Origin of the sequence: Arthrobacter sp. Soil782 (assembly GCF_001428435.1) — a bacterium.
GTDB lineage: Bacteria > Actinomycetota > Actinomycetes > Actinomycetales > Micrococcaceae > Arthrobacter_D > Arthrobacter_D parietis.
Genome location: NZ_LMSO01000001.1, coordinates 907,706 through 931,125 on the forward strand (window position 1 = coordinate 907,706; position 23,420 = coordinate 931,125).

At 62.8% G+C, this 23,420-nt stretch carries 20 protein-coding genes and 2 pseudogenes; 8 read left to right on the forward strand and 14 right to left on the reverse strand.

Annotation, left to right across the window (positions count from 1 at the left end; all coding sequences use genetic code 11):
* Window positions 1-123: 123 nt before the first annotated feature.
* Window positions 124-2,511: pseudogene (locus ASH00_RS16790) on the reverse strand (transketolase-like TK C-terminal-containing protein); the annotation flags it as partial.
* Window position 2,512: 1 nt separating this feature from the next.
* Window positions 2,513-2,946: pseudogene (locus ASH00_RS16945) on the reverse strand (pyruvate dehydrogenase (acetyl-transferring), homodimeric type); the annotation flags it as partial.
* Between the two features lie 409 nt (window positions 2,947-3,355).
* Between ASH00_RS16945 and ASH00_RS04325 the strand changes: the two are divergent.
* The gene (locus ASH00_RS04325; RefSeq protein WP_056545361.1) at window positions 3,356-4,120 is read left to right on the forward strand and encodes an SDR family oxidoreductase; all 765 of its coding nucleotides are present in this window, start codon (window positions 3,356-3,358) and stop codon (window positions 4,118-4,120) included.
* 493 nt (window positions 4,121-4,613) lie between these two features.
* Window positions 4,614-4,997, forward strand: coding sequence for a helix-turn-helix domain-containing protein (locus ASH00_RS04330; protein WP_056545362.1), 384 nt, complete (start codon window positions 4,614-4,616; stop codon window positions 4,995-4,997).
* On the opposite strand, the gene ASH00_RS04335 is transcribed toward ASH00_RS04330, so the two are convergent.
* A complete protein-coding gene (locus ASH00_RS04335; RefSeq protein WP_056545364.1) occupies window positions 4,977-6,188 on the reverse strand; it encodes a PucR family transcriptional regulator in 1,212 nt (403 codons plus the stop codon). The two genes, ASH00_RS04330 and ASH00_RS04335, sit on opposite strands and share 21 nt — an antisense overlap.
* Before the next feature lie 307 nt (window positions 6,189-6,495).
* Between ASH00_RS04335 and ald the strand changes: the two genes are divergently transcribed.
* A complete protein-coding gene (gene ald / locus ASH00_RS04340) occupies window positions 6,496-7,608 on the forward strand; it encodes an alanine dehydrogenase (RefSeq protein ID WP_056545365.1) in 1,113 nt (370 codons plus the stop codon).
* Here the strand turns inward: ald and ASH00_RS04345 are convergent.
* On the reverse strand, window positions 7,605-8,627 hold the full coding sequence (locus ASH00_RS04345; RefSeq protein ID WP_056545367.1) for a Gfo/Idh/MocA family protein: 1,023 nt from the start codon (window positions 8,625-8,627) through the stop codon (window positions 7,605-7,607). The genes ald and ASH00_RS04345 overlap by 4 nt on opposite strands.
* 138 nt (window positions 8,628-8,765) lie before the next feature.
* Here ASH00_RS04345 and ASH00_RS04350 point away from each other — a divergent pair, with 138 nt between their 5' ends.
* Window positions 8,766-9,266, forward strand: a complete 501-nt coding sequence (locus ASH00_RS04350) for a hypothetical protein (protein WP_056545368.1) — start codon at window positions 8,766-8,768, stop codon at window positions 9,264-9,266.
* Window positions 9,267-9,303: 37 nt separating this feature from the next.
* On the opposite strand, the gene ASH00_RS04355 is transcribed toward ASH00_RS04350, so the two are convergent.
* A complete protein-coding gene (locus ASH00_RS04355; RefSeq protein ID WP_056545370.1) occupies window positions 9,304-9,495 on the reverse strand; it encodes a hypothetical protein in 192 nt (63 codons plus the stop codon).
* Between the two features lie 53 nt (window positions 9,496-9,548).
* A complete protein-coding gene (locus ASH00_RS04360) occupies window positions 9,549-10,511 on the reverse strand; it encodes a lantibiotic dehydratase C-terminal domain-containing protein (protein ID WP_056545372.1) in 963 nt (320 codons plus the stop codon).
* 617 nt (window positions 10,512-11,128) lie between these two features.
* Here ASH00_RS04360 and ASH00_RS04365 point away from each other — a divergent pair.
* Both ASH00_RS04365 and ASH00_RS04370 read left to right on the forward strand, forming a co-directional pair.
* The gene (locus tag ASH00_RS04365; protein WP_056545374.1) at window positions 11,129-12,097 is read left to right on the forward strand and encodes a helix-turn-helix transcriptional regulator; all 969 of its coding nucleotides are present in this window, start codon (window positions 11,129-11,131) and stop codon (window positions 12,095-12,097) included.
* Between the two features lie 46 nt (window positions 12,098-12,143).
* A complete protein-coding gene (locus tag ASH00_RS04370; RefSeq protein ID WP_056545376.1) occupies window positions 12,144-13,445 on the forward strand; it encodes an aminotransferase-like domain-containing protein in 1,302 nt (433 codons plus the stop codon).
* Between the two features lie 52 nt (window positions 13,446-13,497).
* On the opposite strand, the gene ASH00_RS04375 is transcribed toward ASH00_RS04370, so the two are convergent.
* The 4 genes from ASH00_RS04375 to ASH00_RS04390 all read right to left on the reverse strand — a co-directional run bounded on the left by ASH00_RS04375 (window position 13,498) and on the right by ASH00_RS04390 (window position 18,333).
* Window positions 13,498-14,913: a dihydrolipoamide acetyltransferase family protein gene (locus ASH00_RS04375; protein ID WP_056545378.1), complete on the reverse strand. Its 1,416-nt coding sequence runs from the start codon at window positions 14,911-14,913 to the stop codon at window positions 13,498-13,500.
* Window positions 14,914-14,923: 10 nt separating this feature from the next.
* Window positions 14,924-15,898, reverse strand: coding sequence for an alpha-ketoacid dehydrogenase subunit beta (locus ASH00_RS04380; RefSeq protein WP_056545380.1), 975 nt, complete (start codon window positions 15,896-15,898; stop codon window positions 14,924-14,926).
* The gene (locus tag ASH00_RS04385; protein WP_056545382.1) at window positions 15,898-17,070 is read right to left on the reverse strand and encodes a thiamine pyrophosphate-dependent dehydrogenase E1 component subunit alpha; all 1,173 of its coding nucleotides are present in this window, start codon (window positions 17,068-17,070) and stop codon (window positions 15,898-15,900) included. The genes ASH00_RS04380 and ASH00_RS04385 overlap by 1 nt, the downstream gene beginning before the upstream one ends.
* 123 nt (window positions 17,071-17,193) lie before the next feature.
* The gene (locus tag ASH00_RS04390; RefSeq protein ID WP_056545384.1) at window positions 17,194-18,333 is read right to left on the reverse strand and encodes a histidinol-phosphate transaminase; all 1,140 of its coding nucleotides are present in this window, start codon (window positions 18,331-18,333) and stop codon (window positions 17,194-17,196) included.
* 104 nt (window positions 18,334-18,437) lie between these two features.
* Here ASH00_RS04390 and ASH00_RS04395 point away from each other — a divergent pair, with 104 nt between their 5' ends.
* Entirely contained in the window at window positions 18,438-18,842 is a 405-nt protein-coding gene (locus tag ASH00_RS04395; protein WP_056545386.1) for a phage holin family protein, read from the forward strand.
* On the opposite strand, the gene ASH00_RS04400 is transcribed toward ASH00_RS04395, so the two are convergent.
* Window positions 18,804-20,078, reverse strand: coding sequence for a hypothetical protein (locus ASH00_RS04400; protein WP_056545388.1), 1,275 nt, complete (start codon window positions 20,076-20,078; stop codon window positions 18,804-18,806). The two genes, ASH00_RS04395 and ASH00_RS04400, sit on opposite strands and share 39 nt — an antisense overlap.
* Window positions 20,075-20,374, reverse strand: a complete 300-nt coding sequence (locus ASH00_RS04405) for a hypothetical protein (protein ID WP_056545390.1) — start codon at window positions 20,372-20,374, stop codon at window positions 20,075-20,077. The genes ASH00_RS04400 and ASH00_RS04405 overlap by 4 nt, the downstream gene beginning before the upstream one ends.
* A gap of 170 nt (window positions 20,375-20,544) precedes the next feature.
* Here ASH00_RS04405 and purB point away from each other — a divergent pair, with 170 nt between their 5' ends.
* A complete protein-coding gene (purB, locus tag ASH00_RS04410; protein ID WP_082565875.1) occupies window positions 20,545-21,984 on the forward strand; it encodes an adenylosuccinate lyase in 1,440 nt (479 codons plus the stop codon).
* Here purB and ASH00_RS16955 read toward each other — a convergent pair.
* On the reverse strand, window positions 21,981-22,577 hold the full coding sequence (locus tag ASH00_RS16955; protein ID WP_235563202.1) for a 2'-5' RNA ligase family protein: 597 nt from the start codon (window positions 22,575-22,577) through the stop codon (window positions 21,981-21,983). The two genes, purB and ASH00_RS16955, sit on opposite strands and share 4 nt — an antisense overlap.
* Window positions 22,507-23,418, reverse strand: a complete 912-nt coding sequence (locus ASH00_RS04420; protein WP_056545395.1) for an FHA domain-containing protein — start codon at window positions 23,416-23,418, stop codon at window positions 22,507-22,509. Before ASH00_RS04420 ends, ASH00_RS16955 begins: the two co-directional genes overlap by 71 nt.
* Window positions 23,419-23,420 lie beyond the last annotated feature (2 nt).

The following is a 23,420-nucleotide window of genomic DNA, read 5'->3' on the forward strand; positions in this document are numbered from 1 at the left end:
GCTCAAGTGTAAACACACTCATATTTGACCGACACGATCATGACGTTCCTTGAAATCCCCCGCGAGGGGGCGGGACACACCCCTGTTCGCACACCATTAGGGGCTTGTCCTGCCAACTCGACGTCACGGAATGGTAAGGAGTGAGTACTTCTCGATGGCTTGGCGTGGTGCGTCCGCGTCGACTTCTCCTCGTTTGGCGAGGAGTTCGAGGGTGCGTACGACGACGGAGTGTGAGTCGATCTTGAAGTACCGTCTGGCTGCTGCGCGGGTATCGGAGAAGCCGAAGCCGTCGGCGCCGAGGGTGGCGAATTCCTGGGGGAGGAATTGGCGGATCTGGTCCGGTACGGCCTTCATGTAGTCGGTGACGGCAACGATGGGTCCGGGTGCGTCCCCAAGCTGCTGGGTAACGAAGGGAACGCGTGCCTCTGCGTCGGGATTGAGGAAGGACTCTTCCTCGGCCAACAGGGCGTCGCGGCGAAGCTCGGTCCACGACGTCACCGACCACACATCAGCTGAAACACCCCAGTGATCAGCCAACAGCTGCTGCGCTTCGAGCGCCCACGGCACCGCGACGCCAGACGCGAGAATCTGCGCCTTCGGCGCGCCGCCGTCGTCGTTCCCCGGTTTCAGCCGGTAGATCCCCCGCACGACGGCGTCCGCGTCCAGTCCGTCAGGCAGCGGCGGCTGAATGATCGGTTCGTTGTAGACGGTCAGGTAGTACATGACATTCGGGTCATCCGAGCCTCCGCCATACATGCGCTCCAGACCCGCGCGCATAATGATGCCCAACTCGTAGCCGTAGGCGGGGTCGTAGGTGATGACGGCCGGGTTGGTGGAGGCGAGGATGGGTGAGTGGCCGTCTGCGTGCTGGAGTCCTTCGCCGGTGAGGGTGGTCCGGCCGGCGGTGGCTCCGATGATGAAGCCGCGGGTCATCTGGTCTCCGGCGGCCCAGAAGGAATCGCCGGTGCGCTGGAATCCGAACATCGAGTAGAACACGTAGATCGGAATCAGCGGCTCGCCGTGGGTTGCATAGGCGGTACCCGCAGCTGTGAAGGCAGCCACCGCACCGGCCTCATTGATCCCCGGATGCAGGATTTGGCCTTGAATCGATTCCTTGTACGCGAGAACCAACTCCCGGTCAACGGAGAGGTAGTTCTGGCCGTCCGGGTTGTAAATCTTCGCCGTCGGGAAGAACGCGTCCATACCGAAGGTGCGCGATTCATCGGGCACAATCGGGACGATGCGTGATCCTATGCCTTTCTCGCGCATAAGGTCTTTGAGGAGGCGGACGAAGGCCATGGTGGTGGCTGCCTGCTGCTTCCCCGATCCCCGATTGGCCACTTCATAAGCCTTGTCACCCGGCAGTTCCAGCGCCGCCGCCCTGGTCCGGCGCTCGGGAACGAATCCCCCGAGCTCGCGACGCCGGTCCAACAGGTACTGGATTTCCTTCGTCTCAGCACCCGGATGGTAGTAAGGCGGCGCATATGGATCAGCTTCAAGCGCTTCGTCGGGGATGGGGATGCGCAGGTGGTCGCGGAAGTCAGGTCCTGAAGGGTGAGTTTCTTCATCTGGTGGGTCGCGTTACGGCCCTCGAAGTGTGAACCCAGGCCGTACCCCTTGACCGTTTTGGCCAGGATCACCGTGGGTTTGCCCTTGAACTCGGTGGCGGCCTTGTACGCCGCGTATACCTTCCGGTAATCATGGCCGCCTCGCTTGAGGCCCCAGACCTGGGCATCATCCATATCCGCCACGAGGTCCTTCGTGGCCGGGGTCTTCCCGAAGAAATGATCGCGCACGAACCCACCGGATTCTGCCTTATACGTCTGGTAATCCCCGTCAGCGGTCTCATTCATGATCTTCACCAGATCCCCGGTGGTGTCCCTGGCGAGCAGGTCATCCCACTCCCGGCCCCAGACAACCTTGATCACGTTCCACCCGGCACCGCGGAAAAACGCCTCGAGTTCCTGCATGATCTTCCCGTTACCTGATCACGTTCCACCCGGCACCGCGGAAAAACGCCTCGAGTTCCTGCATGATCTTCCCGTTACCACGCACCGGCCCGTCCAGGCGCTGCAGGTTGCAGTTRATCACAAAGTTCAGGTTGTCCAGATTCTCATTGGCCGCCAACTGCAACAACCCACGCGACTCGGGCTCATCCATCTCCCCATCGCCCAGGAACGCCCACACCTGCTGCCCGCTGGTGTCTTTCAACCCGCGGTTCTGCAGATACCGGTTGGACTGCGCCTGGTAGATCGCGTTCATCGGCCCGATCCCCATCGACACCGTCGGGAACTCCCAAAAATCCGGCATCAACCTGGGGTGCGGATACGAAGACAACGCATGCCCGGCCTTGGACTTCTCCTGCCGGAACCCGTCCAGATCCTCCTCCGAGAGCCGGCCCTCCAGGAACGCGCGCGCATACATCCCCGGCGACGCGTGGCCCTGGAAGAACACCTGATCCCCACCCGAGGGGTGGTCCTTACCCTTGAAGAAATGATTGAACCCCACCTCNGAGCCAGCACTTCGCAGAGGCTTTAGGAACCCGTCCAGATCCTCCTCGGTCAGCCGGCCCTCCAGGAACGCACGCGCATACATCCCCGGCGACGCGTGGCCCTGGAAGAACACCTGATCCCCACCCGAGGGGTGGTCCTTACCCTTGAAGAAATGATTGAACCCCACCTCATACAGGGTCGCCGCTCCCGCATACGTGGAAATATGGCCMCCCACACCGATCTCCGGACGCTGCGCCCGATGCACCATCACCGCAGCATTCCACCGCATCCACGCCCGGTACTTCCGCTCGATCTCCTCATCCCCGGGGAACTCAGGCTCCTCATCGACCGGAATCGAGTTCACATAATCAGTGGTCACAACACTGGGAAGACCCACCGACCGGCCACCAGCACGCGCCAGCAAACGCCCCAAAACATCACGGGCACGATCAGANGAGTTCACATAATCAGTGGTCACAACACTGGGAAGACCCACCGACCGGCCACCAGCACGCGCCAGCAAACGCCCCAAAACATCACGGGCACGATCAGAGCCACGCTGATCAATCAACTGATCAAAGGACTCAATCCACTCAGCCGTCTCCTCAGGATCCGAATCCCCGCCAACACCCGAACCCACAATCCCCTGATCAGCAACCATGCCAAACCCTCTTTCGCTGCGCGGAACGTGCCCGCTCGATTCACTGCCTGACCGGCATCGCACCCTTGCAATGCGGCAGATGGCCTTTGTTCCTCCGGGTCCATTCCAACCCGCGCTTTCGCAATATGGAACTATTATTCCATTACTATAGAGTGAATGCCTGCCAAGATGGGAATGCCAACCAGAAAGGGCACCGGAAGTCATGAATGAACTGCCGATTGAGTCTCCACGCATTGCCGTCATCACCGGTGCAGGCTCCGGCATCGGCAAGGCGGTGGCGCACGCATTCCTGGACGCGGGCTGGGCGGTGACCCTGGCGGGCCGCCGTCGCGGACCGCTCGAGGCGACCGCACAGGGCTGGGAATTGGCTGACGTCTTTCCAACCGATATCAGTCGGCCCGACGACGTCGCCCACCTCTTCGCGCACGTACATCAACGCTGGGGCAGGCTCGATTTCCTGTTCAACAACGCGGGAACCATTGGTCCCGCGGGCGCAGTTGACGAGATCAGCCCGGAGGAATGGACGTCAACGGTGGCGATAAACCTGACGGGTTCGTTCCTGTGCGCGGCGGAAGCGTTCCGCATCATGAAGCAGCAGGATCCGCAGGGCGGGCGCATCATCAACAACGGGTCCATTGCTGCCCACTCTCCACGGCCGCGGTCGGCGGCGTACACCGCAACAAAACATGCAGTGACAGGGCTGACCAAGTCGATCGAACTGGACGGACGCGCCTACGGCATTACGTGCGGTCAGATCGACATCGGCAATACCTCCACAGGGCTTATGACCACCCTCGGCGTTGGCGAGGGCGCGCTGCAGGCGGACGGCTCCCGTCGGGTGGAACCCACGTTCCCGGTGGAAGAGGCCGCCCGCACCGTGCTGCATATGGCGCAGCTACCGCCATCAGCCAACATCGGCACAGTGGTCATGACGGCCAGCGGCATGCCCTTCATCGGCCGCGGCTAGGCGGTCATGCGCGGGGAAAGAGTGGGTAATAAAAGGAAAGCCCTCCGAGGAGACGGAGGGCTTTCAACGGTGCGGAGTTACGGTCTTCAGCTGTACCAGAACCAGTGCGGAGGACTCCACATGGGTGGAACCTGATGTCCATTGAAGGATCCGCAGACGGAGCAGGAATAACTGACACTGGCAGGAAGCAGATCCCGCCCTCCAGAGGAAACACGCGCAGGAACAAAGTCCTCGTAGATCAGGAACTCATCGGTTCCACAGGTTCCGCACCACGGCAAAGCGCTATCCCGCTCGGCCAGCTGCCCCGTTGAGGGCAACATGGTACTTCGATGGTCCGGGTTGATAATCGTCATTGTTTGCCACCGTCCAACTGCAGTCGTTCTGAGAAGCAACAACTAAGCTCGCTTAGTTAAGGTTTAATAACGATAGCGTTTGTGCGCTAATTACGGAAGTCCTTAGTGTTTCGAAGCAACCGGATTGGCAGAATAGCGTTATGATCCGATCCCGCTCCCGCACCGCCCCGGCTCTCCCCACCACGCAGCGCCTGTCGCTGGCGCGAACCCTGGCTGAGAGCAACGATGTCACGGTGTTCGTGGACGGCACGGCCGTCAAGCTTCCCGGTGAAGCGAGGGACGCCGTCGTCGATCTTCTGCAGAGACTGGCGGCGGGCGACTCCGTGACGGTGACCTCCGTCGCTGACTCGCTGACCACCTCGCAGGCGGCGGAAGCGGCCGGAATTTCACATACCTATCTGCGGAACCTGACCGACGCCGGCGTGATCCCGGTGGAATACCGTGGAACTCACCGGCGCATCAGGCGGGAAGCCATCGACGCGTGGCTCGCCGCCCAGAAGAAATCAGATGCGGGGACGCCGTGACCATCGCCGCGCCTTCAAAGCAAGGTGCAGCTCAAGGCGGACCGGCCCGCTGAGCGGATCAGCGCCGATCACGGAACGGACGCGGGACAACCGGTTGTACACGCTACTGCGATGCAGGTGGAGTTGGCCCGCCACGTCCTGCACCGAACCGTTCTTGTCGAACAACAGCTCCAGAACGGGCAGCAGCTCATTGTTGCGGTCATAATCCTCAAGTTCTTCGAAGTAGACCGACCGCGGCGAGGAAGCCTGCCACCCGCCGCCCGCCAGAAACTGGTACACGCCGATCGAGCGGTAGCCCACGGCATCGCCCAGCAAAGGATCGACCACGGCTGCCTGCGCCGCCGATCGCGCCTGTTGGTATCCACCCGCCAGACCATCAGGAGCAGCGAACGGCTCGCTGGCCCCGCTCATCAACGGAATGCCTGCCGTTCCCGCGACAGCGGCCAGCCGCTCACCATACCGGCGCCGGATCGAGGCCAGCTCCGCCTGACCCGCATCATGGCGCACCAGCAGGACCGAATGGGACGCCTCACCGGCACTGAAGACAACGACGTCGGCCCCGACTGTGGCCTGCAAAGCTGCGGTACGCCGCGCCAGCGTCCCATCATCGGTGCCCTCCTCCCGGCGTGCCGTCGAACGATCGAGCAGCACCTCGACGTGCCACGGCGCAGTGCCGTCAAGTTCCGGCCAGCCCGCACACTCCTCCAGTGCCTGACCATCACCCGTGGCGGCAGCGAGGAAAACCCGCTCCCGGCGCGTGCGGTGCTCGGAACCGGCTGTGTTGTCCTCCAACAGCAGGGCCGCAAGCCGCTCGACGTCCTCGCGCACCCCGGGCAGCTGCTTGAGAATATGAGCAGCACTGTCTTCGCCGGCGTCCTGCTGTACCCACAGGTAGCCGACGCGGAAGCCGCGTACCAGCAGCGGTACGCATACCCGCCCAAGCATCCCGAGTCCGGGGTTGGCCGGGACCGCGACCGGACGCATCGCCGTCGTTATTCCGTGCTGCACCTGCCACGCGCTCACGTCCGCCGGGACCTTCTTGCTGAGCAGGAAGTTGACCCGCACGCGGTCTGCGGAGGATTGGTGGCTGCTGTAGGCGAGGAGGACGCCGTCGAGGTCCTCCAGGGAGAGGCCGCGGCCGAGGCGTGCGGCAATCCGCTCCACCTCAAGCTCCACCTGTGTTGTCTGCACTGACTCATCCTAGGACCGCGACGGCGACACTTGGCGCTCTACAACTCGACAACTGTCGACTGGAACGGATGACGGGTCCGTGTTAGTGATGCCAGTCACAGCGGTCCGCATTCCGCTTCCCTGCGCGGAAGGTAAGACAAACAACGACGGCGGCACCCGCCGTCGTCGTGCTCGCCCTGCTCCAGTGGGCTGCAAGTGCCCTGTCCGCCGGAGGCAACCGCTCGTATCCTTGAGGAAACAGGCCACAAGCCTGCTGATCAGGTTCCATGGTCAACCCAAGGCAATTCGAGAGCAGACGGAGAATCCCGTGATCATCGGCGTCCCCAAAGAAGTGAAGAACAACGAGTTTCGCGTGGCCATTACGGCCTCAGGCGTGCACGAGTTCCGCACCCATGGCCATACGGTCCTGGTGGAGCGGTCGGCCGGTGCGGGGTCCAACATCACCGATGACGAATATGTGGCCGCTGGCGCGGAGATCGTCGACGATGCCGATGATGTGTGGGCGAGGGCTGACATGGTCATGAAGGTCAAGGAGCCGATCGCGGAGGAGTACCACCGCTTCCGGGAGGGCCTCATCCTCTTCACCTATCTTCACCTCGCCGCTGAACCGAAGTTGACCCATGCGCTGATCGAAGCCGGCGTCACGGCAATTGCCTATGAAACCGTCCAGGATGGTCGGGCACTTCCGCTGCTGGCCCCCATGTCCGAGGTGGCCGGGCGGTTGTCGGTTCAGGTTGGAGCGCAGGTCATGACGGCGCCCTCGGGTGGTCCGGGCCTGCTGCTGGGCGGCGTGCCCGGCGTGCGGCCGGCAAAGGTTGTGGTGCTGGGTGCAGGTGTTGCCGGAACCAACGCCACCGCCATGGCTGTGGGCACCGGAGCGGACGTCACCGTTCTGGACATCAATATCGCCCGGCTCCGGGAGCTCGACGCCCAGTATGCGGGCCGCGTCCGCACCATCGCGTCCAACGCCTTCGAGATCGAGCGGGCGGTGCTGGAGGCAGACCTGGTGATCGGCTCGGTGCTTATCCCGGGCGCCAAGGCGCCGAAGCTCGTCACCAATGACATGGTGTCGCGGATGAAACCGGGCAGCGTCCTCGTGGATATTGCCGTGGATCAGGGCGGCTGCTTCGAGGATTCACACGTGACCACGCATGAGGAACCCACGTTCACCGTGCACCAGTCGCTCTTCTACTGCGTAGGGAACATGCCCGGCGCCGTGCCCAACACGTCCACCTACGCGCTGACCAACGTGACCCTCCGGTATGCCGTGGCGCTGGCTGATCGCGGAGTGCGGGGTGCCTTCGAGGCTATTCCTGCCCTGGCATACGGGCTCAACGTTGCGGGCGGTGCGGTGGCGCACTCCTCAGTGTCCGAGGCACACGGCCTCGAACTCACCGAGGACTGGCGCCAGCTCGTCTAGACGGCGTGAGCCGCTTCGATGATCCGGTGGGCACGCAGACTGTCCGCCGGATCAACCGGGACGAGCCCGCCGTCCTGCAGCGCAGCCGCGAGAAGGTCATAGAACGCGGGATAGTTGCCGTCCTCCGTGGGATGCCGCGTTGCCTCGTGGTCGAATCCGAGCAGGCCCCAGGCGAGTTTGTCCTCCACACCGTAGCCGGGATCGGAGGGCAGCATGCCTGCATCAACGGCTGCTTCCTGAACGTCCACTCCCCACTTGGTGTACGCGGATCCGGAGCCCGTGACCCGGAACCGCGGGGCCGCCTGCGGCGCGAGTGCGTTCATCCAGAGGTGACTGATCACGCCTGAGGAATGCTTCAGGGCCACAAAGACGTCATCGTCCGGCCCTTCGGCTTCGCGGTGGGCCGCACGTTCCGCATGAATGAGCTCAGCATCTCCGAAGAGCTGCAATGCCTGATCGATCAGGTGCGGGCCGAGGTCATAAAGGATACCGCCGCCCTCCTCGGCTCCGCTGGTTGCTTTCCAGGGTTTGGTGACCAGCGGCTTATAGGTTTCCATCCGGGATTCGAACCGCCGCACCTGGCCCAGCTTGCCCGCCTCGAGCAGCTTTCTCACGGTCAGGAAATCGCCGTCCCAGCGCCTGTTCTGGAAGACCGTCAGCAACTGCCCCTCCGCCTGTGCCAGCGCGATGAGCCGCTCACCGTCCGCTGAATCAACGACAAAGGGCTTATCCACGACGACGGCGGCGCCTCCCCTCAGCGCCCGCTCGGCCAGCTGGGCGTGAGTGGCCGGAGGCGTACTCACGACAACGAGATCCAGCAGGTCCAGCTGCTGCCACAGCTCATCGACGGTGGAAAGGGTCCGCGTGTCCGGATAGCGGGCTTCAACCTGCGCAATACGGTCCCCGTTGGATGTCACGACAACATCGAGTGAATACCGGCTGTTGGTGCTGATGAAGGGCGCGTGAAATACCCGCCCACCAAGGCCGAATCCGATGAGGGCAGTCCTGATTTTCTCCATGGCCCAACCCTAGGGCCACGGCGGGACTTGAGCACCAGGACTTGTTTCACCGGTCCGAATTTGCGGACGGGTGAAGCCATACTATGATCATCTATCGGTCAAGCAGTGGCTATTGAATCTCTCACCTTAAGGGACCCTATGGCCACCGCTTCGGACCCCGGCATGCACACACCTTCTGATCCTCGCATCGACCTGCCCGATCCCTTCAGCACTGCTGAAATCAACGAAAACGACGGCGCGCCGCTGCACACGCATTCAACGCGGCTCATGCTGACCACGGCAGCACATTTTGTCCAGGAGCACCTGCATTCCCAGCTGGCCGAACTCCGGCTGACTCCGGTTGACCTGTCGGTCCTGAGCGGTCTGGCGGAGTTGTCTGCAGCCTCCATCCCCGATGTTGCAGCGCAGTGCCTCCTGTCAGAGGAGATCACCGCACGCTCCCTCGCCGAACTCAGCCAATTGGAGTTCGTGAAGGCGGAGAACGCCAGGTATTCGATGACCGCCGCCGGCCGCCGCGCGCTCACCGAGGCACGTGATCTCGAGGATGATCTGTTCGCCGAGAAGAGCACAACACTGCGCATGGAACTCGGCTCATTGATCAGCCGTCTTCGCGACGGCGGAGTACTCGACCCGAAGTAGCTTGAGCGTCGGTCCTTCCGGAGAGGGCCCTGCTCGGCTAGTGCCAGAGACTGCCTGCCCACGCAGCATCGCGCAGATAGTCGCGGGCCGCTCCCACGTCCCAGAGCTCTCCCTGGGAGGCGATCACACCCATGCCCCGAAGGTCCTCGACCGTATCGGGGGAACATCCCAGGGCCTCGCTCAGGTCGTGTGCGTCTGCGGCGAGGATGACGTCTTCGTTGTAGGCCATGCGTGCACTTTTCCTTTCTCGTCTGGGGTGGCGACGATCGAGCAGGACGAAGGTCAGTTCCGGCTGAACAGGGCGCGTTCCCGTTCAACGCTCCAGGTACGGGCATACAAACCGAGTACTGCTTCCTCACGGGGACTGAAACCCAGGCGGTTCAGTGTCATATGCGCGTGATGGACCGTCAGGTGCTGGGCGCTGCGGCTGACTCGGGCCCTGTCCGCGCGGTACAGATAGGCGTCCAGTGTGCGGAACCACCGGCGTCTCCAATTGTGGACCGCTGACTCGGCGGCGGTAGCGGCCATCAGACTTTGAAATGCGGGCGTCTTGGCGCTCACCTGGTTGGCCATGGCCTCCCGAACGGCGGAGCCGCGGGCACCGAGATCCGGCGTGCAGGTCCTGAGATGGCTGTCCCAGTAGTAATCCCAGGAAATTCGGCGCCGATCAGCCCAACTGGCTGATCGCGAGCCCGTCATCATGCTGCGTGCAGAGTCGAAAACAACCAGCGCGGCAAAAGCGGACCGACTGTGCATCTTGGTGAAGCGCTGTGTGCCCCAGGCAGCGAGCTCGGAGGAGAGTTCGAAAACTTCCTCTGCCAGCTGCAGGCCTTCCACGCCGCCGTACTTGAAGAGCTCAGACTCAAGCTGGGGATCCGCATCTTCCGCCCCGCGCAGATAGTAACCATGCGTAGCGGGAGTTGAGGTGGATTGCCGGCAGGGCATCGCGGCCAGAGCGCCGCCATTGCGCTTCAGAAGTACTTGATGGACTGTTTGCAACCGTTCAATTGTGGCCGGCTGCGCCAGAATGTGCAGCCGTACCTGAACAGATGACGATGGTTCTACACTCCGCGTGTAGAACCATCTTTCGGCCCGCAGTACGTGGGCCTGCGCCGCCAGCGGGGTAACCAGGTCTCCAATGATGCCGTCCGCTACATCGAAGCCGCCTGCATGAGTGGAAAGATGCCACCATTGAGTGCTGAGTGCGGTTCGTGAGGCGGTTCGAACTGCGGTCAGCTGACTCATGGCATCCTCCTTCGGGCTAATGGTTACCCCCGCTGGGGCGAGTCTTTGGGGCGTTTCAGCTTCGCGACGAAGACCTGAATCGCTGTGTGGTTGGTCTTATTTCGGCCAATCCCAGCTTGCGGTTACCGTCTTTGGCCAGTCCCAGCTAGCTGCTCCAACTGCCGGGGTTGCCGGTGCAAGAACCGCTGCTGCGACAAGGATCCCTGCGGCTGCGCCGATAATCTTCTTCACTGGACGTTCCCTTTCGTCAGGTTGCATGTGACGCGATCCGGCTCGCCGTCGAGCCGGTAAAACCAGCATGTGCGTGGCGGTTGCGGGTTGTCCAGCTGAGAAGGCGCCCTATTCAGGACATGGCCTGATGAGGACAAATGCCGTCTCAGACGTTCCCGGCGGACTGTCCAAGGCGAGCCCGTCCGCCCGGTAATACCGCGGTTTGCGTTCCATTTCATTCCTGCACCGGCGTGCACACAGGACGATGTCATTAACCTGACATGTCATGTTTTTACAGCACCGATTTTGGCGTTCAGCGGCCAACTTCGGGACGGGCACGGCGAGCCCAGCCCTGAGGTCTGTAGGCTACCCCTAGAGAAACGCGACAGTCGGAAAGGGAAACCGGGATGCTCGACGGCATATCCATTGAGCTCTACCGGTATGCCGTTGGCCACCCGGGATGGATCAAATCCGAGGCCTCCGAGGCGCTTGGGTACACCCTACGGGAGATTGACTCGGCGATGGAAGTGCTCGTGGAGCGCCGGCTGCTCAGCGAGCAGGGCGCCTCCGCACACGCGTACATCGCCGTTTCTCCGGACGTTGCTCTGGCTGATCTTGTTGACGCCGATGAGCGCGCTGTGCAGGATCTGCGGGCGAGGATAGCTGCCCGCCGGCGGGAACTCTCCACCCTTGTGCCCACCTATCTTGAGGCCCGCAAAAGTGTTATCACCAGCTCCTCGGTGGAGACGCTGGAAGATCCACACCTGATCCATCGCGTCCTGATCGACTATGGCAGGGATGTCACGGAAAAGGTGCTAATTGCCCAGCCCGGGCAGGGATCCACGGCCGATGTGCAGGAAGAAAACGTTCGTAAGGACTTGGAACTGCTGAGACTGGGAGTGGAGCGCAAAACGTTGTATGACGTCAGCACCCGTGACCACGTTCCGACGCGCAAGGCAGTTGCCGCCATCACCGCCGGAGGCGGACGTTTCGGTGCCCTTCCGCGAGTCCCGCTACGAATGCTGATCTTCGACCGGAAACTCGCCCTCGTAGCCCGTCAGCTGGGACATGACGACAAGGCCGCACTGGTGGTTCGGGACCCTCACCTTATCCACATTTTTACCCAGCTGTTCGAGTTCGCCTGGGAACTCAGCGAGCCCTTCCTGATCGACGAGCCGACCGTCTCCCCTCTCAACAGCACGCAGCAGGCTATCCTCAAAGGTCTCGCAGCGGGCTATTCCGATGAGGTCATCGCCCGGCGCCTGGACATCAACGTCAGGACCTGCCGCCGCCACATTGCGTGGATGCTCGAGACTCTCCACGCTGACAGCCGGTTCCAGGCAGGCATCAAGGCACACCAGGCTGGGTGGATCTAGAAAACTTCCGTTGCCTATGAGTGAACGCGTCCTCTAGACTCATCGCGTGACCTCCCAGGATGAACTGAACTCAACGCTGCTGCCCGCCGAAACTGAAGTGGCCCTCGAACGGGCCGTGGATTCCGCTCACCGGCACGAGAGTCTGTTTTCCGAGCGAGCCGCGAACATCAAGCAGTCAGCCGTTCGCGATGTCTTCGACATCTCCATCCGGCCAGGGCTCGTCTCGCTGGCCGGCGGCAGCCCCTATCTGAAATCCCTCCCCATGCAGGACCTCGGCAAGACCGCCGAGCGGATCATCGCCGAACACGGGCTGGAGGCCCTGCAGTACGGCGGCGGCCAGGGCATGGAACAGCTGCGCCAGCAGATCTGCGACGTAATGGCCGCCGAAGGCATCACTGATGCGGATCCCGCGGACATCGTCGTGACCACAGGCTCGCAGTCAGCTCAGGATGTGGCAGCCAAGGTGTTTTGTGACCCGGGTGATGTGATCCTGTGCGAGGACCCAACCTATGTCGGTGCACTTAACACCTTCGAGGCGTACCAGGTGGACGTTCAAGCCATTGAGATGGACGAGCAAGGACTGGTTCCGGAGCGTCTTGAACAGCGGATCGCGGACCTGCTCGCCGAGGGCCGCCGCATCAAGCTGCTCTACACGATTCCCAGTTTCAACAATCCCAGCGGCATCACCCTGGCGGCTGACCGTCGCCAACGGATTGTCGACATCTGCCGTGCGCACAACATCCTGATTCTTGAAGACAACCCCTACGGTCTGCTTCGCTTCGACGGTCACCCCCTGCCGCCGATGCGGGCGGAAAACCCTGATGACGTCATCTACCTTGGATCATTCTCGAAGATTTTCGCGCCCGGAGTCCGTCTGGGCTGGGCGCTTGTGCCCCGGCATCTGCACCGCCGGTTCTACCTTGCGTGCGAGGCAGTTGTGCTGTGTCCATCGCCATTGACCCAGATGCTGGTGTCGGCGTATCTGAGCGACTACGACTGGCAGGGCCACCTCGCCAACACCCGGTCGCTGTACAGCGAGCGGTGTTCCACCATGTTGAAGGGGCTTGCCGCGCACCTCCCCGAGGGCGTCAGCTGGACAACGCCGGACGGCGGTTTCTTCGTGTGGGTCACGCTGCCGGAGGGCGTGGACACCTATCCGCTGCTCTACCAGGCCATCGACGCGGGGGTGGTCTTCATTCCCGGTGCCGCCTTCACTCCGTCCGATGAGCCGTCGAACAAGCTGCGCCTCGCCTTCAGCGCCGTCTCACTCGAGGACATCGAAGAGGGCATCCGTCGACTCGCCCCGATCCTGAGGACCGCGATGGAGGAAAACGCGTCTCGCGCATAAAACACTGCGAGGCCGCATCGCCCCGAACGCCCTGGGATCCAGTCCGGGAAACTTAGTCCAGGAGTAGAGCGGGTTCTTCCAGGATCGACGCGACGTCGGCCATGAAGCGGGCGCTGAGATCGCCGTCGACGACGCGATGATCGAACGATCCGCCGAGGGTGGTGATCCAGCGGGGAATCACCTCGCCGTCAAGCACCCACGGCTTTTGCTTGATGGTTCCAAAAGCTACGATCGCGACTTCACCGGGATTGATGATGGGTGTTCCGGTATCGATGCCGAGCGCACCGATGTTGGTAACCGTCAGGGTTCCGCCTTGCATCTCCGCCGGCTGGGTCTTGCCGGCCCGTGCACGGGCCGCCAGATCATTCAGCGCCACCGCCAGTTCCTTCAGGGAAAGATCCTGTGCGTCCTTGATGTTCGGCACCATGAGTCCGCGCGGCGTCGCCGCTGCAATCCCCAAATTCATGAAGTGCTTGACCAGGATTTCCCGGTCCGTCCAGGTTGCGTTGACCGACGGGTTGCGCGCCGCCGCCCAGATGACGGCCTTCGCGAGAATGAGCAGCGGTGACACCTTGATGCCCTCGAAGTCGCGGGAGGCTTTGAGCCGCTTCACGAACTCCATGGTCCGGGAGGCATCAACGTCAACGAAGATACTCACATGCGGTGCTGAGAAGGCGCTCTCCACCATCGCCCGCGCGGTGGCCTTACGGACACCCTTGACTGGGATGCGCTCGATCCGCTCGCCCTGCGGACGGGTGGCTGCACCCCAGAACGACGGCGCGTGGTCCTGCTCAGCGTCCCGCTGGGCTTGGTAGCTCAGCAGGTCCTGTTTGGTGACCTCACCTGAGCCGCCGGTAGCGGGAACGTCGGCCAGGTCGATGCCAAGATCACGGGCGGCCTTGCGTACGGGCGGCTTCGCGAGGGCGCGCCGCACTGCCCCGGATATTGCTGCGGCCGTGCGGGAAGTCGGCGTCGTTGGGGATTGCACTTCGGTGACGTGCCCCGCCGGTGGTGCGGGCGTCGTCGTCGTCATTGGGGTTGCCTGCGTGCCGGCGGGACGGTTGCTGCGCGGCCTGCGGCGGGAGGAATCGGCCTTGGGGCCGGTTCCGACCAGGGGTGCGTTGGCGTCCGCAGCCGTTGTTGCTGGCGCTGCAGGCGGAGTGACAAGTTCACCGGGGACATGGGCCGCGGCCGGCGCACCGTCTGTGGCTCCGGGTCCTTCAAGTGGAGAGTCCGAAACGGAGATGATCGGGGTGCCCACCTCGACCGTCTCGCCCTCCCGGACAAGGAGCTCGGCAACAACACCGGCGTAGGGAGACGGCAACTCAACAAGCGATTTGGCTGTTTCGATCTCGACGATGACGTCGTTGACGGCGACGGTCGCGCCGGGTTGTACCTGCCAGCGGACAATCTCGGCCTCCGTGAGACCTTCGCCCACGTCAGGAAGGTTGAAGGTATTCAGCGTCATGGGAGTCCTTCTAGTAGGCGAGCACCGCGTCGAGCGAGTGCAGGATGCGGTCTAGGTCCGGCAGGTAGTGTTCCTCGGTGCGTGCAGTGGGGTACGGCAGGTGGAATCCGCCCACCCGGGTGACCGGCGCCTCGAGGGACAGGAAGGCGCGCTCAGTGATCCGCGCGGCGATCTCCCCGCCGATGCCACCGAAGGTAGGCGCTTCGTGTGCTATCAGCAGGCGGCCGGTCTTGAGCACCGACTCCGTGACGGTGTCGAAGTCGATCGGTGAAATGGACCGCAGATCGATGACCTCGACGCTTGTGCTGTCTTCAGCGGCCGCGTTCGCTGCGGCGAGAGCCACCGGCACCAGCGGCCCGTAGGCCACGATGGTGGCATCGGTGCCTTCGCGGAGCACCTCTGCCTGGAACGGGCTGGCGGGCACCGCCGATACGTCCACTTCCCCCTTCAGCCAGTAGCGGCGTTTCGGCTCAAAAACGATCACCGGATCCGCGCAGGCCACCGCCTGCTGAATCATCCAGTACGCGTCATGCGGATTGGACGGGGTGATGATCCGGAGGCCCGCGGTGTGCGCGAAGAGCGCTTCGGGCGACTCTGAATGGTGCTCCACGCTCCCGATCCCGCCGCCGTAGGGAATACGAATGACAACCGGCGCGGTCAGCAGACCGTCGCTGCGGGCGTGAATCTTCGCTAACTGAGTAGTGATCTGGTTGAACCCAGGGAACACGAACCCGTCGAACTGGATTTCGCAGATGGGGAGGTACCCCCGCAGGGCAAGACCGATGGCAGTGCCGATGATCCCGGACTCGGCCAGCGGGGTGTCGACCACGCGTTCCGCCCCGAACTGTGCCTTGAGCCCCTCGGTGACCCGGTAAACACCACCGAGATCCCCAATGTCCTCGCCCATGAGGAGGGCACGAGGGTGCGCGCTCAGCGCGGCCCGGAGGCCCTCGTTGATTGCCTTGGCTATGGTCATCACTGCCATCAGCGGGCACCTCCCTCGACGTCGAAGCCTGCTTCATAGTCTCTCCAGGCGTTCAGCTCCTCCTGGATGAGCGGATGGGCCTCCGCGTACGTTGTGGCGAAGCGGTGCTCAAGCCCCGGCGCGCTCATGGACAGGACCGCGGTGCGCAGGCCCTTGGCGAGCCCGACCGCCTCCTCCTCCAGTTGCTGAAAGAAATCGTCACCGGTGCCGGCTGCGCGCAGGTGACGTTCCACACGGGTGAGTGGATCTCGGGCGACCCACCGCTCCTCCTCGGCGGCGAGGCGGTACTTCGTGGGGTCATCGGCAGTGGTGTGTGCACTCATGCGGTAGGTGAAGGCTTCAATGAGCACAGGTCCCCCGCCGTTTCGCGCGCGATCCAGCGCCCAGCGCGTGACGGCCTGCACGGCGAGGACGTCGTTGCCATCAACACGGATCCCGGGGAAACCGTACCCGTGAGCGCGGTGGGCCAGGGGAACCCGGGACTGGACTTCCGTGGGTACCGAAATGGCCCAATGGTTGTTTTGGCAGAAGAAAATCGCGGGCGCGTTGAAGGACGCGGCGAAGACCATCGATTCATGGACGTCGCCCTCGGAACTGGCGCCGTCTCCGAAGTAGGCCACCGTGGCGGCTTTTGGCAACGATGGCTCCGCGAGCTGATCCCGCTGCATGCCCATGGCGTAACCGACGGCGTGCAGGCACTGGGCCGCGAGCACCAGTGTGTACAGGTGGAAGTTGGTGTCCTTGGGGTTCCATCCACCGTTGGTGACGCCCCGGAACAACTTGAGCAGGTCTGCGTGGGCGACTCCCCGTGACACTGCGACGCCGTGCTCGCGGTACGTGGGAAACGCGTAGTCCTGGACCTGCATGGCGCGTGCGGAGCCGATCTGCGCTGCCTCCTGGCCGCGCATCGGCACCCACAGCGCAAGCTCTCCCTGACGCTGAAGCGCGGTCGCTTCCTGATCGAAGCGCCTGATCAGGTACATTTCCCGATACAGCGCGGCCAGCTCATCCTCCGCGGGTAGATAGCCCCTGAAGGCCGAGCTCTTGAGCTCTCCCTTAGGAGAGAGCATCTGCACCATGCCGGACGGGTCCCGGGGGAACTCCGGCAGGTGCCGGGCGTCGAGCTGCTCCTCTGCATCAAACTCGGCCGCAGGTAGGCGGGATGTGGCCATACTGTGGATCCTCGCAGGTAATATTCCGTGGGTGTTATATCTATTCGACCGTTCATGCACTACAGTGCATGCGCAGTCCTACAAGAGTAACGACGACGGCGCCCACGTCCTATTTGTGAAGTGCTAGGAAACTCCCGGACCCTTTGTGTACGTGGCACAAAGCTCGAGGAACCGTGAGTTCGCCTCGGGTTCGCCGATACTCACCCTGATGCCTTCTACGCCGAAGGGCCGGACGGAGAGAGCCCGCTGTTCCGCCAATGCTGCGAATTCCGGCGTGTTTTCTCCGAGCGCGAGCCAGATGAAGTTACCCTCGGCCTCCGGCACCTCCCAGCCGAGGTGCTTCAGCCCGTCGACCACGCGGTTGCGTTCGTCGACGATCGTCTGAACCCGTTCCCGAACCTCGTCAATGTGCTGCAGGGAGGTGACTGCCGCATGCTCGGCAATCTGGGACACCGCGAAAGGGGTTGCACTGACGCGAAGGTGCTCGGTGAGTGCCGGCCGGGAGATGGAGTATCCAACCCGCAGCCCGGCGAGGCCATGAGCCTTGGAGAAAGTGCGAAGGACAATGACGTTGGGGTAATCGCGGTATAGCTGAAGGCCGTCGACGGCCTCTTCTTTCCGGACAAACTCCACGTACGCTTCATCCAGCACCACAACGATGTTTCTCGGCACCTTGGCGAGGAAACCGCGCACTTCCTGCTCTGCCAACGCCGGGCCGGTCGGGTTGTTCGGTGTGCATAGGAGGATCACCCGGGTGCGGTCGGTGATTGCTGATGCCATCGCGTCGAGGTCATGGGTCGAATCCGGAAGCAGTGGGACCTGCACACTCATCGCTCCGGCCAGTCCGACGCAGATCGGGTATGCCTCGAAAGACCGCCAGGGGTAGATGACCTCGTCCGGTGCGTCGTAATCGTTCTGACCTGCGAATGCGGCGAGGATCTGATTCAGCGCTCCGAGGCTTCCGGCGCCGGTGACGATGTCCTCGGGAGGCACTCCCAGAAAAGCCGCGAGTTCGGTGCGCAGTGTTGTAGTCATGGGATCCGGGTAGCGGTTGACTGCCGTCTGACTGCCAATCGCCTGCAGTACTGCCGGGAGCGGTGGAAGCGGATTCTCGTTTGAAGAAAGCTTGAAGCTTTGTAGACCCTCGATCACTACCGGGGGTTTCCCGGCGGCGTAACGGGGCAGGCGGCCAAGTACGCTGCGCGGGTGGATGCGGGTGACCTCTTCCGCAGCAGCATCGGTGTGGTGTTCGGGTGCACTCATGTGCACAAGCGTACTGGGCAGGAGATGCACGTCGGGCGTCGGCGGAACACCGGAACTTCTGCCGGATCGATGAACCGCAACCGGAGATGTGACAGCATTGGTGCATGCTCAGGTTCATAGTGAGGATACTCATCAATGCTCTTGCCCTCTGGGTGGCAGCATGGCTGCTGCCCGGCATCGAGGTGGGGTCGGAAGCCGCTACTGAAGTGTCCACCAATGGAACCGTCGCAAGCATGCTCTCGTACCTCTTCGTTGGTCTGGTATTCGGGATTGTCAACGCGCTGGTCAGGCCCGTCGTGTCCCTGCTCTCGCTGCCCCTGACTATCCTTACCCTCGGGCTCTTCACGATCATCATCAATGCAGGCATGCTGATGCTGACCTCCTGGCTGACCTCCTTCACGCCTATCGGTTTCGTGGTTGACGACTTCTTCTGGACCGCGATCCTGGGAGCGATCATCATCAGCCTTGTCTCACTCGTTGCGGGTTCGATCACCGGAACCAGGCGTTAGCACCGGGCCCAGCTTCCGTTCGCTGCGTGGTGCGTTGGGCGGCGCCGGCTGCGTGCCCAGCAACGAAGGACGGGTGATCTGAAAAACGTGACGCTTGGCCGAGGCTCCCGTAACAGCCGCGCCGAGCGCCGCAGTAACCGGTGCAATTGAAGGGTGCGTGCTCAGGTCCACGGCTTGTGCGCCTTCTCGGTAACTGTCGATCTTGTGCGCTGGGCCTAAACCAAATTCTTCTCCTTCCGCCAGTTTGGCGTGGTGGTCCAGGACGACGGAAACCTGGTTGGGCTGGTCTTCACGCGGAAGGAGGTCTACATGGGGCACGATGTCCCAGGTATGGGCAAGATGGAGAAATGTGGTCTCATCGGGGGTTTCCTCCAGTTCCACCGGCGATCCCGCCGTCACCACCTGAGCGATCGAGTACTTCTCAGACACAGGGCCGCTGTTGGCGAGGTTCATCGCATGCATGCCGCCCTGGCTGTAGCCAACGAGAACCACTGTGGCGCCTTCTTCGGCATCTACGCCTTCCAAAGCGCGAGCCACAGCATCGCCGACGTACGCGCTGTTCATTCCTCGCGCCTCTGCCACTCCATGGAAACTGAAAGGTTCTTCCCAACTACTCCCTTCCGAACCCGGAATCACCACAACATAGGTAGATTCTGACTCGCCCGCCACTTCAAGGATCTCGAAGGCGCTTCCCGGCTCTGCGCTGGCGTGGGAGACCTGTGCCAACAAGTTGTCGACGGTTCCATCCAGGTGTGCGGCCTCGGATCGTGTGTGCTCGACGGTCAACGGAGCAGCCACCAGTGGGAACGATCCAAAAGGATCTCCAGCAGTTCGCGTGTCACCGATGAGCCCACGAACCACGACATCAGCCGCCTCATACGCAAACCGGCTCAACCGGATCTTGTCTGCGGTGCTCCGGAGCTCAGAAGTGCTGTCAAGGAGCCTTCGGCGCGCCAGATTGATCGCTTCTGCGGCCGCTGCGCCACTTGAGAACGACGCCGCGGTAGCAACTACGTTGCCTGCCGCCATCAACTGGAGCGTCGACAATCGGGCGTCCACAGCGGCAACGGTCTCGGCCACACTGCTTAGTTCTTGCCCAGCGTCCCCAACAATCTGCGCTCCCCTGTCCAGCTCCTCCCATTGGAAGCGGATCCCTCCGACGCCGCCAATAACCCTTGCAACGCCGTCGACATCCGGTGACGTGTGCACGGGTGTCAGGTCATGCTCGGTGCTCATATTTGCGAGCCGTTTGTTGTTTCGCCCATACGCAGCGCGACCCCATACCCCTCCATCGATACAGCGGCCTCACGCAAGAGAACTGATGCGCTGCGAAGGCCGGTTTCCCTCTCGATCAGATATGCGCGGAAATTGCGTCCTGCCGGAGATTCCCAGCCGATACTCCGAGCGACACCGAGCCGCTCGCGCACGGCGTCGACAACATCGGCCTGTAGACGCAGTTGTCTGGCGAAGTCGCGTGCTGCCTCGCTAGGCTCCTGCTCGCAAATTAAGCCCGACGCCATACTGAGATACATGCTCCTCACTCTCCTCACCTCGCTGTTGTATCTGCCCATGACGCTAGGCGCCGACGAAGGTCCGGAGCTCGGCAGGCGGGGCGTATGTTGATATCCCGCAGGAATCCTGTGCCTGTGGAGGAGTTGTCACGCATGGGAGGTATACCGCCGGTCATGGAATGATTGGTCCCATGCCGCACACTCCTTTCTCCCGGGTCAACCTTGCGTCCGTATCGATTCACCAGGGTGACAGCCAGGTGCCGATCGCCATTGGGCCCCTCGACGGGAGATACCGTCCAGCAGTTGCACCGCTGGTCGATTACCTGTCTGAAGCTGCACTTAACCGGGATCGCGTTCACGTGGAAGTGGAGTGGCTGATCCACCTCACCCGCAAGAGCGTCCTGCCTGGAACGGCTCCACTCACCGACGTGCAGGAAGCAGCGCTCCGGGAGATTGTCACTTCGTTTGATGGCAGCGCGGTCAGCGAACTCGCCGAAATTGAGCGGGTCACTGTGCATGACGTCAAGGCGGTTGAATACTTCATTGGAAGCCGGCTTGAAGGCATCGGCATCAGCCGCCTGAAACCCCTCGTCCACTTCGGTTGCACCTCTGAGGACATCAACAACCTGTCCTATGCTCTCGGAGTGAAGGGCGCAGTGAAGAATGTCTGGCTTCCTGCGGCGGAGGCGCTCGTGGACCAGGTCACGGCAATGGCCGAAGAATCCCGGTCCGTCCCCATGTTGTCGCGGACCCATGGACAGCCCGCCACGCCCACCACCCTGGGCAAGGAGCTCGCCGTCGTGGCGCACCGCCTGTCCCGGCAGCTCGAACGCATCCGCCGTACGGAGTACCTGGGGAAGATCAACGGGGCAACCGGCACCTTTGCCGCCCACGTCGCCTCCGTGCCGGGCGCCGAATGGCAGAGCATCGCCAGAGAATTCGTGGAAGGGCTGGACCTGACCTGGAACCCGCTGACCACGCAGATTGAATCCCACGACTGGCAGGCCGAACTGTACGCCGACGTTGCCCGCTTCAACCGCATCCTGCATAACTTCTGCACGGACGTATGGAGCTACATCTCGATCGGTTACTTCGCGCAGGTGCCGGTAGCGGGAGCAACCGGTTCCTCGACCATGCCGCACAAGGTCAATCCCATCCGATTCGAGAACGCAGAGGCCAACCTTGAGATCTCCTGCTCGCTCCTGGATGTCCTGGCCTCCACCCTGGTGACCTCACGGTGGCAGCGCGATCTGACCGACTCCTCCTCCCAGCGCAACATCGGTGTGGCTTTCGGGCATTCACTGCTGGCCATCTCCAACGTCTCCAAGGGGCTCGATCGCCTGGATGTCGCGGAGTCCGTGCTGGCTGCTGACCTGGACACCAACTGGGAGGTCCTTGGGGAAGCCGTCCAGATGGTGATGCGTGCCGAGGCGATCGCTGGAACTCCGGGCATGGAAGACCCCTACGAGCGGCTGAAGGACCTCACCCGTGGACACCGCGTTGACGCAGCTCGAATGCGTGAATTCGTTCTCGAACTGGGGCTCTCAGCGGAGGCTGAGGAACGGCTGCTCGCGCTGACTCCGGCAACCTACACCGGCATTGCGGAACATCTTGTGGACCACCTCCGCTAACCGGTCGTGCTGCCAAGCGCCGCCGTCGTTTTTTCATGGCTGTCCCAGCGCCGCAGGGTGGGGAGAATGAGCTGGCCGTGATCACCGGGTAGGAGGTCGACTGCCTCAGCCACCTGCCCCGACGTCATGCCGCGGGCGAGCGTGATGTGCGGTATCCAGCGGTCAGGGACGCAGTTCCCGGTGACACCCGGCACGCCGTCGAGAGCCTGGTGCACGGCTCGATGAAAGTCATAAAGTGCTCTACTGACGACGCCGAGGCGCGCCAGCACCTGGCCCCGACCGGTCCTGAAAAGCACCAGACCCGCCGTGTGGATGGGAAGCGGCAGCGCCTCTGCGAGCGCCGCAAGAGTGCTGTCATACTCAGCCGGAATCCGTGGCGCAGCCAGCAGGGTGATATGAGCGCGGTTCGAGGCCGCGGTATGCCGTGCCTGCGAAGGTAAGCCGGCTCGCTTGAGGATGTCCCAGTCTGAGCGCAGAAGCTCCCCCCGGTTGCGTCGAGGAGGAGTTCCACACTGTCCATCGTCAGCGCGGATTCTGCCGGTAGTCTCCGATGCCGAAGGAGCCGTCTTCCTCGACCGTGCCTGATCTTGGATCGTATTGCGGCCGCTGGTACGCCATCTCGCCGCCGCTGCGGCCGCCGAATGGACGCCCGTGGTCGGCATACTCCTCGCGGAAATATGCGAGGCACCAGTTCCCGAGCTGGACACGTGCGCCGGTCCTCAGGATGGACGGGCCGTCCGTTTGGACACTTCCCCGAACGGGTCCATGTGGTATGAGCACGTACTCGTCGTCGGCGTTGTGCTCTACGGTGGCATGCACGGGAAGCAGGCCGTCGAGCACCAGATCGGCGTCCGGCGAGCTTCCTATCACCAGCTTCTCCCCAACCAGATTTACTTCACGAGGGACCTGCCCGTTCCAGGTCTCGGAATCCTGCACGAAGATGAGGCGCGGACGCCCGCTGCCCCGCGTGTGGTGGGTGGTGGTCACCTGGCGACGGATGCGGCGGTTCACCGTGGGAACGAGGGGAAACGGGGTCGACGGCGGCAGTAGCGGCACGCTGGATTTGCGGCTGCCGCCCCGGATCAGAGGAGCCAGTGCCGTGATTGAGCCCGCACGGATGTGCGCTGACCGCGTCATCAGGCGCTGGGCCATGGACGTTTCCACCTTGCCGATGCTTACCAGGGTTCCGGCAGGACCGGCGATGGTCACGGTGAGGCCCTTGGTGGCCAGGTTCGCTGCCAGCTCGCGGACACTCTCCAGAGAGGGCATACCCCCGAAGCCTGCTACCGCTGGATCCTCGCAGTAGATGGTCACCTCGGACCCGGCCGCGCTGACGGTGCCGTTTGTGGCGCGGGTGGATCCGCCGTCGTCGTTCTCCGCAAACGAGAAGGCGAGGTTAATGTCCAGGCGTACGCGCTGTGACGGTTGTGACACGG